14 protein-coding genes are annotated in these 14,672 nt (G+C 68.8%); 11 read left to right on the top strand and 3 right to left on the bottom strand.

What is annotated here, in order from left to right:
• The first annotated feature begins 23 nt into the window (after positions 1-23).
• The 11 genes from MBR110_RS28185 (at position 24) to MBR110_RS28135 (ending at position 11,584) form a co-directional block, all read left to right on the top strand.
• Positions 24-1,424 carry an ATP-binding protein gene (locus MBR110_RS28185; RefSeq protein ID WP_181709569.1) on the top strand — a complete coding sequence of 467 codons (1,401 nt, stop codon included), beginning with the start codon at positions 24-26 and terminating at the stop codon, positions 1,422-1,424.
• Between the two features lie 35 nt (positions 1,425-1,459).
• Positions 1,460-2,305: a Flp pilus assembly protein CpaB gene (gene cpaB / locus MBR110_RS28180; protein ID WP_011880530.1), complete on the top strand. Its 846-nt coding sequence runs from the start codon at positions 1,460-1,462 to the stop codon at positions 2,303-2,305.
• Positions 2,306-2,417: 112 nt separating this feature from the next.
• Complete coding sequence (locus tag MBR110_RS28175) at positions 2,418-4,352, top strand: type II and III secretion system protein family protein (protein ID WP_045579840.1); 1,935 nt, start codon at positions 2,418-2,420, stop codon at positions 4,350-4,352.
• Positions 4,353-4,372: 20 nt separating this feature from the next.
• Complete coding sequence (locus tag MBR110_RS28170) at positions 4,373-4,666, top strand: hypothetical protein (protein WP_041494398.1); 294 nt, start codon at positions 4,373-4,375, stop codon at positions 4,664-4,666.
• Positions 4,667-4,692: 26 nt separating this feature from the next.
• The gene (locus MBR110_RS28165) at positions 4,693-5,964 is read left to right on the top strand and encodes a TadE/TadG family type IV pilus assembly protein (protein WP_011880527.1); all 1,272 of its coding nucleotides are present in this window, start codon (positions 4,693-4,695) and stop codon (positions 5,962-5,964) included.
• A gap of 43 nt (positions 5,965-6,007) precedes the next feature.
• Entirely contained in the window at positions 6,008-6,511 is a 504-nt protein-coding gene (locus MBR110_RS28160; RefSeq protein WP_175658136.1) for a TadE/TadG family type IV pilus assembly protein, read from the top strand.
• On the top strand, positions 6,508-6,951 hold the full coding sequence (locus tag MBR110_RS28155; protein WP_011880525.1) for a TadE/TadG family type IV pilus assembly protein: 444 nt from the start codon (positions 6,508-6,510) through the stop codon (positions 6,949-6,951). The genes MBR110_RS28160 and MBR110_RS28155 overlap by 4 nt, the downstream gene beginning before the upstream one ends.
• A gap of 20 nt (positions 6,952-6,971) precedes the next feature.
• Positions 6,972-8,180: an AAA family ATPase gene (locus MBR110_RS28150; RefSeq protein WP_034193646.1), complete on the top strand. Its 1,209-nt coding sequence runs from the start codon at positions 6,972-6,974 to the stop codon at positions 8,178-8,180.
• Positions 8,181-8,199: 19 nt separating this feature from the next.
• Positions 8,200-9,567 carry a CpaF family protein gene (locus MBR110_RS28145; RefSeq protein WP_175899504.1) on the top strand — a complete coding sequence of 456 codons (1,368 nt, stop codon included), beginning with the start codon at positions 8,200-8,202 and terminating at the stop codon, positions 9,565-9,567.
• Positions 9,568-9,584: 17 nt separating this feature from the next.
• Positions 9,585-10,562: a type II secretion system F family protein gene (locus tag MBR110_RS28140; RefSeq protein ID WP_011880522.1), complete on the top strand. Its 978-nt coding sequence runs from the start codon at positions 9,585-9,587 to the stop codon at positions 10,560-10,562.
• Positions 10,563-10,600: 38 nt separating this feature from the next.
• Complete coding sequence (locus MBR110_RS28135; RefSeq protein ID WP_011880521.1) at positions 10,601-11,584, top strand: type II secretion system F family protein; 984 nt, start codon at positions 10,601-10,603, stop codon at positions 11,582-11,584.
• Between the two features lie 291 nt (positions 11,585-11,875).
• Here MBR110_RS28135 and MBR110_RS28130 read toward each other — a convergent pair whose 3' ends face one another.
• Genes MBR110_RS28130 through MBR110_RS28120 form a run of 3 tightly spaced genes read right to left on the bottom strand, consistent with a single transcriptional unit; the run spans position 11,876 to position 14,643 of the window.
• Positions 11,876-12,835, bottom strand: a complete 960-nt coding sequence (locus tag MBR110_RS28130; protein WP_059740324.1) for a SphA family protein — start codon at positions 12,833-12,835, stop codon at positions 11,876-11,878.
• Between the two features lie 33 nt (positions 12,836-12,868).
• Positions 12,869-13,399: a flavin reductase family protein gene (locus MBR110_RS28125; protein ID WP_011880519.1), complete on the bottom strand. Its 531-nt coding sequence runs from the start codon at positions 13,397-13,399 to the stop codon at positions 12,869-12,871.
• Positions 13,396-14,643 carry a styrene monooxygenase/indole monooxygenase family protein gene (locus MBR110_RS28120; protein ID WP_059548595.1) on the bottom strand — a complete coding sequence of 416 codons (1,248 nt, stop codon included), beginning with the start codon at positions 14,641-14,643 and terminating at the stop codon, positions 13,396-13,398. Before MBR110_RS28120 ends, MBR110_RS28125 begins: the two co-directional genes overlap by 4 nt.
• Positions 14,644-14,672: the final 29 nt, after the last annotated feature.

Genomic DNA, 14,672 nt, shown 5'->3' with positions numbered 1-14,672 from the left:
TCCGCAACGAGGATGGAACGAACATGAACACGAATCCCACCGAACCGAAACGCGACGCGCAGGTAGCGCATCTGCCGCAGCCGTCGCCGCAGCGGGAAGCGCATGCGAAGCCCGACGCGCAGCTGCCGCCGGCGCCGCGCTCGATCGCGGAAACCGGGCTGAGCCAGACCTTCGTGGCCGGGCTCGTGCTGAAGGCGACGCTGGTGCTCGGCCGCCCGTCGTACGGCGATCTGATCGAGCGCCACTGTCTGCCGCTCGCGGTGCTCGACGACGTGTTCGCGTTCCTGGTGCGCGAGCACCTGGTCGAGCTGACCCATCGCGGCACGACGGACCTCGACGTGACGTTCCGCCTGACCGACGCCGGCCGCGTCGCGGCGCTCGAAGAGCGCGCGCGCAGCAGCTACAGCGGGCCGGCGCCGGTGCCGCTCGATGCGTATCTCGCCTGCATCGACGCGCATTCGGTGCGCAAGCTGCGCGTCGCGCAGAACGACGTGTGGGCCGTGTTCGACGGCGTGATCATGGACACGTCGATCCTCGACGCGGCCGCCGCCGCGCTGAATGCCGGGCGGCCGCTGCTGATCCACGGGCCGGCCGGCAGCGGCAAGACCTACCTCGCCGAGCGGCTCGGCGCGCTGATGGCCGGTCACGTGCCGGTGCCGTACGCGATCTGCGCGGCCGGCGAAGTGATCCAGATCCACGATCCGCTGGTGCACATCGACGCGCCGTCGCAAGGCGACGGGCAGTCGGTCGATCGCCGCTGGCGGCTGTGCGAGCGGCCGGTCGTGATGTCCGGCGGCGAGCTGACGCTCGACGAGCTCGACCTGCGCCGCGACGACGCGGCCGGCTTCTACCAGGCGCCGCCGCACATGAAGGCGAACATGGGCATGTACATCGTCGACGATCTCGGCCGCCAGCGCGTCGAGCCGCGCGATCTGCTCAACCGCTGGCTGCGCCCGCTCGATCGCGGCGTCGATTTCCTGACGCTCGATTCCGGCACCCGCTTCGTACTGCCGTTCGACGTGTGGCCGGTGTTCTCGAGCAACCTCGCGCCGGAGCAGTTCGCCGACGAAGCGTTCCTGCGCCGGCTCGGCTCCAAGCTGCACGTCGGCGCGATGTCGATCGAACACTACCGCGCGGTGTTCGACGCCGCGTGCGAGTCGCTCGGGCTGGTGTCGTCGCAGGACGCCTTCGACTACCTGCTGCACCGGCTGCACCTGCCGACCGGCAAGGCGTATCTCGCGTGCTACCCGACCGACCTGCTGCGCCTCGTTGCCGCCGGCGCGCGGTATCGCGGCGATCCGCCCGAAGTGACGCACGACGCGCTGCATGACGCCTGGGCCAGCTATTTCGGCGCGGCGCCGGAGCGCGACGGCGGGTATCTGCCGCCGGGCGAGCGCGGCGGTCGCACGCACGTCGCCGGTTGAGTTGTTTCTTTCACGATTCGTCGAGGAGCATTGCCATGAAAAACAGTCGAGCAATCTTGATGCTGGTGGTCGCGATGGTCGCGGGGCTTGCCGCGGTCGTGTTCGCGTCGCGCTGGCTGATGAACACGTCCAACGGTTCGGTCACGTCCGTCGCGGTCGCGACCACCGACCTGAACCTGGGCGAGCCGCTCGGGCCGAACCAGATCCACATGGTGAGCTGGCCGGCGGGCAGCGTGCCGACCGGCGCGTTCACCGATACGAAGGAACTCGAAGGGCGCGTCGTGCGCACCAGCCTCGCCCGCGGCGAGCCGGTGATCGAGTCGAAGCTCGCGCCGGTCGGCACCAAGGGCGGGCTGTCCGCGGTGATCGCCGACGGCAGCCGCGCGATCACGGTGCGCGTGAACGACGTGGTCGGCGTCGCGGGCTTCGCGCTGCCGGGCAACTACGTCGACGTGATCGTCAACACGCAGGAGCAGCAGGGCAAGACCGACGGGCAAAGCATCTCGAAGATCGTGCTCGAGCACATCCTGGTGCTGGCGGTCGCGCAGCAGGTGAGCCGCGACGACACCGCGCCGAAAGTCGTCAACGCGGTGACGCTCGAAGTCACGCCCGACCAGGCCGAACGCCTCGACCTCGCCCGCAGCGTCGGCACGCTGTCGCTGGTGCTGCGCAACCAGGTCGATCACAAGACGCTCACCACCGACGGCGCGACCAAGATGACGCTGCTCGGCAAGGCACCGGTGCCCGATGCACCGCCCGCGCCGGCACCGGCCCGCGTGCGAACCGTGCGCGTGCACGTCGCGTCGCACGCGTCGTCGGAGGCACGCCGCGATTGCATCGGCGTACTGACCGGCGTGCACGGCAGCGTCGAGTGTTTCTGAAGCCGCACGACAGGCCCACACAACAGATTAACCAGATCGGCCGCCGTCAGGGCACGGCGGCCTTGGAAGTCGACAACCGGCGCTGCGCCGGTCACTCGGGGGATCAGACGAAATGAAGATCAATCCGCAACACTCAGGTACCGGCCCGGTGCGCACACGTATCGCACGAGGCGCGATGATGGCCGCGATCCTCTGTACCGGAACGCTGACGGTATACAGCGCACTGGCGCAGGAAGCCGCCGAATCGGCGGCCTTGACGAAGGGCGGCGCGAGCGCGCCGGCCGCCGTCGCGAAGGGACCGATGCAGATGACGATCAGCATGGCGCCGGCGATCGCCGCCGCGCCGGCCGCGGCTGCCGGGCCGCTGCGCGGGCCGAACTGCGTGGGCGCGGTGCGCGATTCGACCAGCGTCAGCGTGCCGCTCGGCAAGTCGTTGCTGGTGCCGATGCCGGAGGCAGTCCGCAATCGCACCATCGGCAATCCGGCCGTTGCGCAGGCAACCATGGTATCGCCACAGACGCTCTACATCCTCGGGCTGTCGGTCGGCACGACCAACATGATCGTGCAGGGCAAGAGCGGCGCGTGCCGCGTGATCGACGTGGCGGTCGGCGCCGATGCGGGCGGCCTGCAGGCGTCGCTGCTGCAACTGATGCCGGCCGAGCGCGACATTCACGTATCGACCGCGGCCGGCACGATCGTGCTGGCGGGCACCGTGTCGAACTCGCAGGCCGCGCAGCAGGCCGTGCAGATCGCGCGCGCCTACAGCGACAGCGCCGGCGGCGGCGAAGGCGGGACGGCCAAGGGCGGCGGCGTGCTCAACATGCTGTCCGTCACGTCGCCGCAGCAGGTGATGCTCGAGGTCAAGGTGGCCGAGGTGTCGAAGACGCTGATCAACCAGATGGGCAGCGCGCTGAACATCCAGGGCGGCTTCGGCTCGTGGAGCGGCGCGCTGGTCAGCAACCTGCTCGCCGGCGTCGCGAGCGCCGCGGTGTTCAACAAGGCGAACAACAAGCCGTTCAGCATCGCGGCCGACGCGCAGAACACCGACAACCTCGTGAAGATCCTCGCCGAGCCGAACCTCGTGACGATCAGCGGCCAGGAGGCGACGTTCCTCGCCGGCGGCAAGATCTTCATCCCGGTGCCGCAAAGCAGCGGTACCGGCGTGTCGACGATCACGCTGCAGCAGGAGGAATTCGGTGTCGCGCTGAAGTTCACGCCGACGGTGCTCGCGAACGGCCGCATCAGCCTGAAGGTCGCGCCGGAAGTGTCGGAGCTGTCGCAAACCGGCGTCACGCTGAGCGCGACCAACATCGGCGGCACGTCGATCCTGCCGCTCATCACGACGCGGCGTGCCTCGACGACGGTCCAGATGAGCGACGGCGAGTCGTTCGCGATCGGCGGGCTCATCAAGGACAACGCCACCGGCGCCCTCAAGGCGATCCCAGGCGTCGGCGAAGTGCCGGTGCTCGGCGCGCTGTTCCGCAGCACGTCGTTCCAGCAGGACCGCACCGAGCTGATCTTCCTGATCACGCCGCACCTGGTGAAGCCGCTGCAGAGCGCCGACCAGCCGATGCCGACCGACAGCTTCTCGAAGCCGAACGAAGCCGACGTGTACGCAACCGGCAACATGGAAGGCCGCCACGGCGTGCGCCGGCCGGCCGCGCAACCGGCGAACGGCGCCGCGGATGCGCCGCAGGCACCGGCGCCCACGCCCGTGCAGCAATCGGCTGCGCCGGCGGCGGCCGCGCCCGCACCGCGTGCCCCGGCGCCTGCCGACGCGCCGGCGCCTGCCGCGGTCCAGCCGGAGAACGCGGCGGCAGCCGCACCGGCTGCGGCCGGTGCGGTGAGCGCGGCGCCGGCCGTCGCGCAGCCGCCGGCCGATGCGGCCAACGCAGCCAACGCAGCCCGTGTCGCACGCATCGAAGCCGCCGCCGCGCGTCTCGCGGCGGCCGCGGGCAACACGCCGCCCCAGAAGCCCCGGCTGCCAGCCGCCGCCCACGCGCAGGTCGCGCGGGCGAACGCAGGCCCCCAGTCCACCGATCGTTGAAGTCATCCAAGGGGAAGCTCATGAAATCCGCCTACCTCGTATTCGTGCGCCGCGCGGCGCTCGCCGCACCGCTCGCGTTCGCGCTGGCCGGCTGCATGTCGTCGACGCCGGTGTGGGACACACGCTTCGGCGACTCCGTGCGCGCCGTCACGCAAGCGCAGATCATCGATCCGCACGCGGCCGAACACGCGTCGCAGCCGGTGGTCGCGGGCAGCGCCGCCGCGTCCGCCCTCGACAACTACGACAAGTCGTTCAAGCAGCCGGAGCCGAAGGGCAATGCCTTCGTGATCGGCATCGGCAAGTCGGCGCAATAACAACAGGCAAGCTCAGGGAGAACGCCATGTCCAGCGCAGCTCGTCATCCGAAACTCACGCGCCGCAGTTTGCATCGACAGCGCGGTGCCGTCGCGATCGTCGTCGGTCTCGCACTGGCGGTGATGATCGGATTCGTCGGTCTCGCGCTGGACCTCGGCAAGCTGTACGTCACGCGCAGCGAACTGCAGAACAGCGCCGATGCATGCGCGCTGTCCGCCGCGCGCGACCTGACTTCGGCGATCAGCCTGTCCGTCGCGGAGGCGGACGGCATCGCCGCCGGTCACGTCAACTTCGCGTTCTTTCAGAAGAGCGCGGTGCAGATGCTGACCGATTCGAACGTCACGTTCAGCGATGCGCTGACGAATCCGTTCCTGACGAAGACGGCGGTTTCGACGCCGGCCAACGTCAAGTACGTGAAATGCACGGCCACGTTGAGCGGCATCGCGAACTGGTTCGTCGGCGTGCTGAACGCGATGCCCGGCGTACAGGTCGCGAACGCGACGCAGGTATCGGCGAGCGCGATCGCGACCGTCGCCGCCGGGCAGACGACCTGTGCGATTCCGGTGTTCGTGTGCCGCGCCTCGTCGGCCGCGCCGTACAAGGTCGGCGACTGGATCTCGTCGCCGTCCGGGTCGTCGTCGACCTACGGGCCGGGCAACTTCGGCTGGGCCGCGCTCGATGGCTCGACCAACGAGACGACCATCGCGAGCGAGCTGTCGGGCAACACCTGCAACATCACGTCGCCGCCCGATCTCGGCTCGACCGGTTTGAAGTCCGCGTCGCTGCGCGCATGGAACACGCGCTTCGGCATCTATACGAACGGCGCGAACGGCTCGAGCGGCCAGCCCGACTTCACCGGCTATGCGTATGTCGGGCCGAAATACGGGCCGCCCGGCACGCCGGGCATCGTCGGCGATGCGTACACACAGTTCGTGCTCGATCGCGCCAGCTTCAAGTCCTACCAGGGCGACGGCGCGCCGCCGGCCGGCAGCGGCATCGCGACCAAGGGGACGGCCACCGCGAGCAACTATCAGACGTACGGCGGCGACCGCCGGCTCGCGCTGGCGCCGGAGGGCGACTGCTCGACGCTGTCGGGCAGCAGCAGCAAGCTGCACGTCACGCAGTGGGACTGCGTGCTGATGCTCGATCCGTTGCCGTTCAGCCCGGGCGCGGGCGGCGTGGTCGCGCACCTCGAATATCTCGGCTCGACCGCATCGGGCTCGACGCCTTGCGCGACGCACGGGCTGCCGGGCATCGGCAGCTCGGCGGGCGTCAAGGTGCCGATGCTCGTTCAATAGAGGAGACGCGATCATGAAAAGGCTTCCGATGCACCGTTCGCGCATGCGCGGCGTGGCCGCCGTGGAGTTCGCGCTGGTGCTGATCCCGATGATCGTGCTCGCGACCGGCGTGGCCGAGTTCGGCCGCGCGATCTACCAGTACGAGACGCTCACCAAGGCGACGCGCAACGCCGCGCGCTACCTGTCCGTCTATCTGCCGAGCGACGCCGCCTATCCGCTTGCCGCGGCGCAGTGCCTCGTCGTCTACGGCAACACGACGTGCGGCGCGGCCGGCACCGAGCTGGTGCCGGGGCTTACCACGTCGATGGTGATCGTCTGCGACGCCGCGCACACGCCCGACTGCGCCGATGCGTCGGATCCGCCGCAGTTCGCGAACCTGCCGACCTACGACTCGAGCAACAACGCGCCGAGCGGCACCGCGACCGGCAGCATCAACGTCGTCGAAGTGAAGGTGAAGGGCTACACGTACCAGCCGATCCCAGCCTACCCGGGGCTGTCGTCGATCACGTTCGGCAACATCGTCACCGTGATGAGGCAAGTGTCATGAACGCACGCCATGTTCCGCTGTCGCGCCGCCGCGGCCAACGCGGCGCGACCATCGTCGAGTTCGCGTTGATCTCGTCGATTCTCGTCATGCTGCTGTTGGGCATCTTCGAATTCGGCCGGGTGCTGTTCTACTGGAACACGGCCACCGAGGCGATGCGGCTCGGCGCGCGCACGGCGATCGTGTGCGACGTGAACGCCGCCGGCATCGTCAAGCGCGTGAAGTCGATGCTGCCGATCCTGGCCGATGCGAACGTCGCGGTGACCTACACGCCGTCGGGCTGCGACGTGAGCAGCTGCTCGTTCGTGACGCTGAGCATCACGAACCTCACCGTCAAGACGATGGTCCCGTTCGTCAACGTCGCGCTCACGATGCCGCCTTTCACGACGACGCTCACGCGCGAAAGCCTGAATTCCTCGACCGGCGGATCAGCCTGTCAATAATTGCACGACGAGGCACAGTCATGATCAATATCCTCGTAGCTTCCGACGACACGGCCCGGCTCATGCGGATCGCGCGTCTCGTCAGCGACGCCGGCCGCTACCGCGTGACGCGCGCGGCCGGCCGTCCGTCGCAAATCGAGCATCGCACCGACGGGCTCGACTCGTTCGACATCCTGCTGATCGACAGCGGGCAGATCGATGCGGCTGAGCTGGCGGCGCTCGAACGCATCTGCCGGCAACATCCGGGCCTGACCGGCATCCTGGTGAGCGCCGACGCATCGCCGCAGATGCTGCTGGACGCCATGCGCGCTGGCGCGCGCGACGTGCTGCAGTGGCCGATCGACACGGCCGCGCTCGCCCGTGCGCTCGAACGCGCGGCCGCGCAGAGCACGCGGCGCGACGGCGACGATACGCGGATCATCTCTTTCACGTCGTGCAAGGGCGGCGCGGGCACGAGCTTCGTCGCGAGCAACGTCGCCTACGAGATCAGCGAGCAGTTCAAGCGGCGCGTGTTGCTGATCGACCTGAACCAGCAGTATGCCGACGCCGCGTTCCTCGTCAGCGACGAGACGCCGCCGTCGACGCTGCCGCAGCTGTGCGCGCAGATCGAACGGATCGACGGCGCCTTCCTCGATGCGAGCCTCGCGCACGTGACGCCGACCTTCCACGTGCTCGCGGGCGCGGGCGACCCGGTCAAGGCCGCGGAGATGCGCGAGGACGCGCTCGAGTGGATTCTCGGCGTGGCGGCGCCGCGCTACGACTTCGTGATCTTCGACATCGGCGTGAGCATCAGCGCGCTGTCGATGGTCGCGCTGGACCGCAGCGACCAGATCCAGCTCGTGCTGCAGCCCGCGATGCCGCATGTGCGCGCGGGGCGCCGGATGCTGGAAATCCTCGTGTCGCTCGGCTACTCGAGCGACCAGCTGCGGCTCGTGGTGAACCGGATGACGCGCGCGGGCGAGCGCACCCGCACCGCGCTCGAGGAAGTGCTCGGGCTGCACGCGAGCACCACGATTCCGGATGACGCCGACACCGTGCGCGAAGCGATCGACCAGGGTTATCCGGTGTCGCGCCTGGCGCGCACCGCCGGCGTCGCGCGCGCGGTGCACGCGTGCGCGAAGCAGATCGTCGAAGGCGACGTGCGCACCCAGCCCGACGCGGCCAGCAGCGAACCGTTGATGTCCCGGCTGTTCGGCCGCAAGGCCACGCCGAAGCTCAAGTCCATGTGAATCTTTCGGGGAAACCATCATGTCATTGCGCGAACAGATGTCGTTGTATCGGACCCAGGCGCCGGCAACGGGCGCGGAGTGGGCCGGATCGGGCCATCCGTCGGTACGCGACGCGTATCAGAAGCTGCGCCGCGAGATTCATCTGGCGGTGCTCGAGCGCGTCGAGCTGGAGCGGCTGTCGCGGCTGCCGCAGGAGCAGGTCCGCCACGAGATATCGGCGCTGATCTCGCGCATCCTCGACGAGGGGCGCATGCCGGCGAACGACATCGAGCGCCGCCAGCTCGCGATCGACGTGTACGACGAGATGTTCGGCTTCGGCCCGCTCGAGGCGCTGCTGCGCGACCCCGGCGTGTCCGACATCCTCGTGAACACGTACCGGCAGGTCTACGTCGAGCGCGGCGGCCGTCTGGAGCTGACCGACGTGACGTTCTACGACGACGCGCACCTGATGAAGGTGATCGAGAAGATCGTGTCGCGGGTCGGGCGCCGCATCGACGAATCGAGCCCGATGGTCGACGCGCGGCTGCCGGACGGCTCGCGCGTGAACGCGATCATTCCGCCGTCGGCGATCGACGGGCCGCTGCTGTCGATCCGGCGCTTCGCGGTCGACCCGTTGAAGATCGACGACCTCCTGCGCTTCCAGAGCCTCACGGAGCCGATGGCCGAGCTGCTCGAGGCGCTCGCGAAGGCGAAGGTGAACGTGCTCGTGTCGGGCGGCACCGGCAGCGGCAAGACGACGCTGCTCAACATCCTGTCGGGTTTCATTCCGCGCACGGAACGGATCGTGACGATCGAGGACGCGGCCGAGCTGCAGCTGCAGCAGCCGCACGTGCTGCGGCTCGAGACGCGGCCGCCGAACATCGAGGGCAAGGGCGAGATCACGCAGCGCACGCTGGTGCGCAACGCGCTGCGGATGCGGCCGGACCGCATCATCCTCGGCGAAGTGCGCGGCGCGGAAGCGCTCGACATGCTCAACGCGATGAACACCGGCCACGAAGGCTCGCTCGCGACGATTCACGCGAACACGCCGCGCGACGCGCTCACGCGGCTCGAGAACATGATCAGCATCGCCGGGCTGTCGCTGCCGCCGAAGACGATGCGCCAGCAGATCGCATCGGCGATCACGGTGGTCGTGCAGGCGTCGCGGCTCACCGACGGCAAGCGCAAGATCGTCAGCATCCAGGAGCTGACCGGGATGGAGGGCGACATCATCAACATGCAGGAAATCTTCACGTTCAAGCGGACCGGCATGAACGGCGACGGGTCGGTGCGCGGCTACTTCTGCGCGACCGGCGTGCGGCCCAAGTTCGCGGAGCGGCTGCAGTCGTTCGGCATCAACCTGCCGGACGCGCTGTACGACCCGACGCGCCACTACGAGACGAACTGACGACGGCCGGAGGCCTCATGGACTCGATCTTTTACGGTTTTGTGATTCTCACCTTCGTCGCGGTCGTGCTCGCGATCGAGGGCGTCTATCAATGGTGGAACGCGCGGCACGGCAATGCCGCACGCCGGATCGAATCGCGCTTGCGCGCGATGTCGGCCGGCGGCAGCGTGCAGCAGGAGCGGATGTCGATCCTGAAGAAGCGCATGCTCGACGAGTCGAAGCCGTTCGACCGGCTGCTGCTGCGCGTGCCGCGCGTACAGTCGCTCGATCTGGTGCTGCAGCAGTCCGGCCTCGACTGGACGGTCGCCAAGCTGGTCGTGCTGAGCGGCGCGTTGTGCGCGGCCACCGCGCTGGTGCTGAGCGTCACGCCGCTGCCGCTCGTCGCGGTGCTGCCGGTCGCGCTGTTCGCCGGCTGCATCCCGACGCTGTACGTGACGCGGCATCGCCGCCGCCGCATGCTCAAGCTCGAGCGGCAACTACCGGACGTGTGCGACATGATCGCGCGCGCGCTGCGCTCGGGCCACTCGTTCACGAGCGCGCTCGGGATGGTCGGCGAGGAGTTTCCGGAGCCGATGAGCGGCGAGTTTCGCATCACCTTCGACGAGATCAACTACGGCGTGTCGCTGCACGATGCGCTGGTGAATCTCGCGACGCGCGTGCCGGCGAACGACCTGCGCTACTTCGTGATCGCGGTGCTGATCCAGCGCGAGACCGGCGGCAATCTCGCCGAGCTGCTCGACAGCATCGCGGCGCTGGTGCGCGAGCGCTTCAAGCTGTTCGACAAGGTCCGCGTGCTGTCGGCGGAAGGCCGGCTGTCGGCGTGGATTCTCGGCCTGCTGCCGTTCGGCACCGCCGGGATGATGGCCGTGCTGAACCGCGAGTTTCTGTCGGTGCTCTGGCAGGACCCGGCGGGCGTCAAGATGGTCGGCGCAATGCTGACGTCGATGGCGTTCGGCCTGCTGTGGATCCGCCGGATCATCCGGATTCGCGTCTGACGCGTGTCTCAGGCTTCACGAACCGATTCGAGGCTGTCATGCAAAACCTGAGCGTAGTACATACCGTGATGCTCGCCGGCTTGTTCCTGTTCGTCGCGGGCGGCGTGCTGGCCGCGATGCTGCTGTTCGCGCCGCGCAACCTGCAGCGCCGGCTTCAGCAGGCCAGCGGCGCGAGCGTGGCGGTCGGCGCGGCCGGCGCCGGAGCGGACGACGCCGGCGCGCCCGGCCCGCGCTGGATCGCGCGGCTCGTCGAGCTGTCGCAACCGATCTCCAAGCTGTCGGTGCCGCAGGACGGCTGGGAGAACTCGCCGCTGCGGGTGCGGTTGATGAATGCCGGATGGCGCGACCCGAGCGCGGCCGGGCTCTACTTCACCGCGAAGACGGTGCTGGCGCTGGCGTTGCCGGGCGCCGCGCTGCTCGCGCTCGCCACGACGCGGCTCGCCGATCAGCGCATGCTGCTGTCGTTCATCCTCGTCGCGCTGGCCGGGATCGGCTACTACTTGCCGAACTTCGTCCTGTCGCGCCGCATCACCAAGCGTCAGCGGACGATCTTCGAGGATTTCCCCGACGCGCTCGACCTGCTGACGGTTTGCGTCGAGGCCGGGCTCGGGCTCGATGCGGCGTTGATGCGGGTCAGCGAGGAGCTGCGCTTTCGCAGCGAAGTGGTCTCGGGCGAACTCGACCTGCTGCTGCTCGAAATGCGCTCGGGCTTCACCAAGGACACGGCATTGCGCAACCTCGCGCTGCGCACCGGCGTGGAAGACATCGAGTCGTTCTGCGCGATGCTGATCCAGGCCGACCGGTTCGGCACGAGCGTCGCCGAATCGCTGCGCGTGCTGTCGGACATGCTGCGCACGCGGCGGCGCATGCGCGCCGAGGAGCGCGCCGCGCGCATCGCGCTGAAGCTGCTGTTCCCGCTGATCTTCTGCATCTTCCCCGCGCTGATGGGCGTGCTGCTCGGGCCGGCGATGATTCATGTGTACCGCGTGCTGCTGCCGAGCTTCGCGACCATCGGCCAGTAAGCGGCGCGGCGCGGCCGGCCGCGCCGTGGATCGGCGTGCCGGCTGCGTGGCATCGCGAGCCGGCACGGCAACCGTCTTCATGGGAGGCTCGTCGTCCCCCGGGCGGCGTCGCGAGACAGGCCGATCATAGCGGCGTCAACGCAACCCGGACCCATGGTCGACCCTGGACGAGGCCGTAGTCCACCGCCCGCGCGGGTGGCCCCCTACGGCCATTGGAACGCACGGCGCGCGTGCGAGCCGCGATCGCGTTGCACGGCCCGATGCCGTCCGTCACCCGTCACCCGTCACCCGTCACTGAAAGTGATGCACGTACCGCAGCACCATCCGCGTGCCCTGCGGGCGGTTGCGCGCATAGGTCTCGAAGTAGGCGTTGAACATGATGTGGTCCTGCGGCGAGAAACTGTACATCGCGCCCGGCCCGATCGCGAACACCGCTTCCCGCGTGCCCGACACGTCCTGCCCGTTCGCCTTCATGTCGGTGGTCTGACGCAGCCAGTAGCCGTTCAGCCCGAGCCGCAATCCGGGGCGCACCTCGTACTCGGTCGCGAAGTTCGCATGCACGGCCTGACCGGCCTGCGTCGACGTCACGTCCGGCCCGAGCGAGGCGGCCGGCGCGTGATTGGTTGCATTCCACAAGTAATGCAGCCGCCACGACACGGTCCACTTCGGCGTGATCCAGAAGGTGGCGGCCCAGTACGGATCGAACGACCAGAAATGACTGCCCGGATTGATCGCGCGCGTGCGGTCGTACGCGCCGGTCGGCGCGATGAACTGGAGTTCCACCCGCTGCGCGAAGCGCGGTCCGTGCGCGCCCATCACCGGGTCGAACTGCACGAACGGGCCGATCAACAGATCGCCGAAGCCCGCACGCGCGTTCAGCGCGACGTTGCCGATGCCGTCGTCGGTATGGACCGAGCCGACCCAAGGCAGGATCACGTCGAGCCCCGGATGCATGCCGCCGAACGTCAGCGGCGCCTGGTAGACGAGCTGGCTCAGCCCCGCGAACAGGTCGATGTCCTGCTTCGGCAGCCCGACCTTGTTGCCCGCGTTGTCGTTGACGCGGCCGGCCGTGTAGTACTCGAGGTACTGCGTGCCGTACCAGCCGGAGCCGGCCGGCGGCAGCCCGTCGACGAAGCTCGTCATCCCCAGGTTGACCGACGGCAGGTCGGCCGCCTGGGCCAGCGCGTGGACGGCCAGGCCGGCGACCACGATGCCCGCGACCGCGAGCAGGCGAGAGCCGCAATTCTTCATCACCACCTCCTGTTGCGTTATGAGTAGAGCCGGTCAAACGGCGCGTGCGAGATCCGGGTGCGCGCAGAGCGCGCGATATTCGCCGGCATGGAAGACCAGCGGCGCCTTGCCGAACGCGTCGAACGCTTCGATCCGGCCGATGAACAACAGGTGGTCGCCGCCTTCGTAATGGCCGACGTTGCGGCACACGAAGCGCGCGCTCGATCCGTGCAGGCACGGCACGCCGCCGGCTTCGGCGTCGTCGTGCGGCACGCCGTCGAACTTGTCGGCGCGCGGCGTCGCGAAGCGGCGCGACAGCTCGAGCTGGTCGTGCGCGAGGATATTGATCGCGAAGTGCGTGGCCGCAACGAAATCCGGCCGGCTCGGCGCCACCTTGCGCAGGCTCCACAGCAGCAGCGGCGGATCGAGCGACAGCGACGAGAACGAATTGGCGGTAAGCCCGACCTTGCGGCCGTCGGCGGCGCGCGTGGTGATCACGGTGACGCCGGTCGGAAAATGCCCGAACGCGGCGCGCAGTTGCAGCGGATCGACGGCGGCGAGAGGGGAGGAAGCGCTGGCGTTCATCGCGCTTGCTCCGAACGTGCCGCGTGTTCGCGGATCATCGCGGCGCACGCGGCCGGCTCGAACCACCATGGCGCGAAGCGGCTCGGGTCGTCGAAGCCGTCGACGAGCGTCGCGGCCAGCGTCGGATACTGGCCGGCCGCGCCGAGCAGTTCGAGCACGTGCGGCGGCGGCGGCGTGAGCAGCGAGTTGGTCCAACGCACGACGTGCTGCGCGTAGGCCCAGTAGCGTTCGAACGTGTCGTGCATCCAGCCTTCGTCGAACGGCGCGGCCTCGCGCGTGAGGATCGCGTCGCCGTAAACCTTCGCGCATTTCGCCGCGTTGTTCGAGCCCTGCCCGGTGATCGGGTCGTTCACGACCACCGCGTCGGCCATGCCGAACACGGTGCGGCCCGACGGCAGCCGCAACAACGGCTTGCGCACGGTCGGCGTGAAGCGCCCGGCGAGCGTGCCGTTCGGATCGGTCAGCTCGACGTCGCGGCAGCGCTCGAATTCCCACGGCACGTAGCGTTGCAGGAACGACAGGCTGCGGTCGAGGTGCTGTTCGGGCGTTTTCACGTCGGCCCAGCAGTCGAGCGGGCCGCCCGGAATGCCCTCGAACACCATGATCTCGCACGGGCCGGTCGTGGTCAGCGCCGGAAACACGAAGTATTCGCCGATGTCGGGCAGCAGGTTGAAGCGCACGCGCGCATACGGCTGGCTCGGCGTCATGCCCTTCACGTAGGTCAGCGCGAGCGCGCGTTGCGGGCGCTCGAACGCGCTGCGCGCGTCGTCGCGGCCCAGCAGGTTGACGATTTCGCCCTTGCCGGCCGCGAGCAGCACGAGATCGTGGCTGCTCGCGAGCGCTTCGAGCTCCGCTATGCCGACGTCGCAGATGCGCACGTCGGCGCCGCGGTCGCGGACTGCGTCGAGCCAGTCGGCCATCTTCACGCGCTGGTCGACCGACTGCGCGTAGCGGGTCAGGCGCGACGACCAGTCGATCGCCTTGCGGCCGCCGCCGTCGGGATGCGGCACCGCGACGCCGATCCCCTCGATGGACGGGCACGCTTCTTCCCAGTGGTTCAGGCCGGCATCGCGCTCCAGCTGCAGCGCGGTGTGGAACATGCATTGGCTCGACATCACCTTGCCGGAGCGGATCTGCTGCGCGTCGCGGTTGGTCGCGAGCGTGACGTGATAGCCGTGGTCGAGCAGCGTGAAAGCGAGTTGAAGGCCGGACTGGCCGGCACCGACGATGGCGATGCGCTTCATGATGAAATCCTTGGTATGACGAATCAATC

Source organism: Burkholderia sp. MBR-1 (assembly GCF_013822785.1).
Classification (GTDB): Bacteria; Pseudomonadota; Gammaproteobacteria; order Burkholderiales; family Burkholderiaceae; genus Burkholderia; species Burkholderia vietnamiensis.
This window is presented reverse-complemented; position numbering and strand designations above follow the sequence as displayed.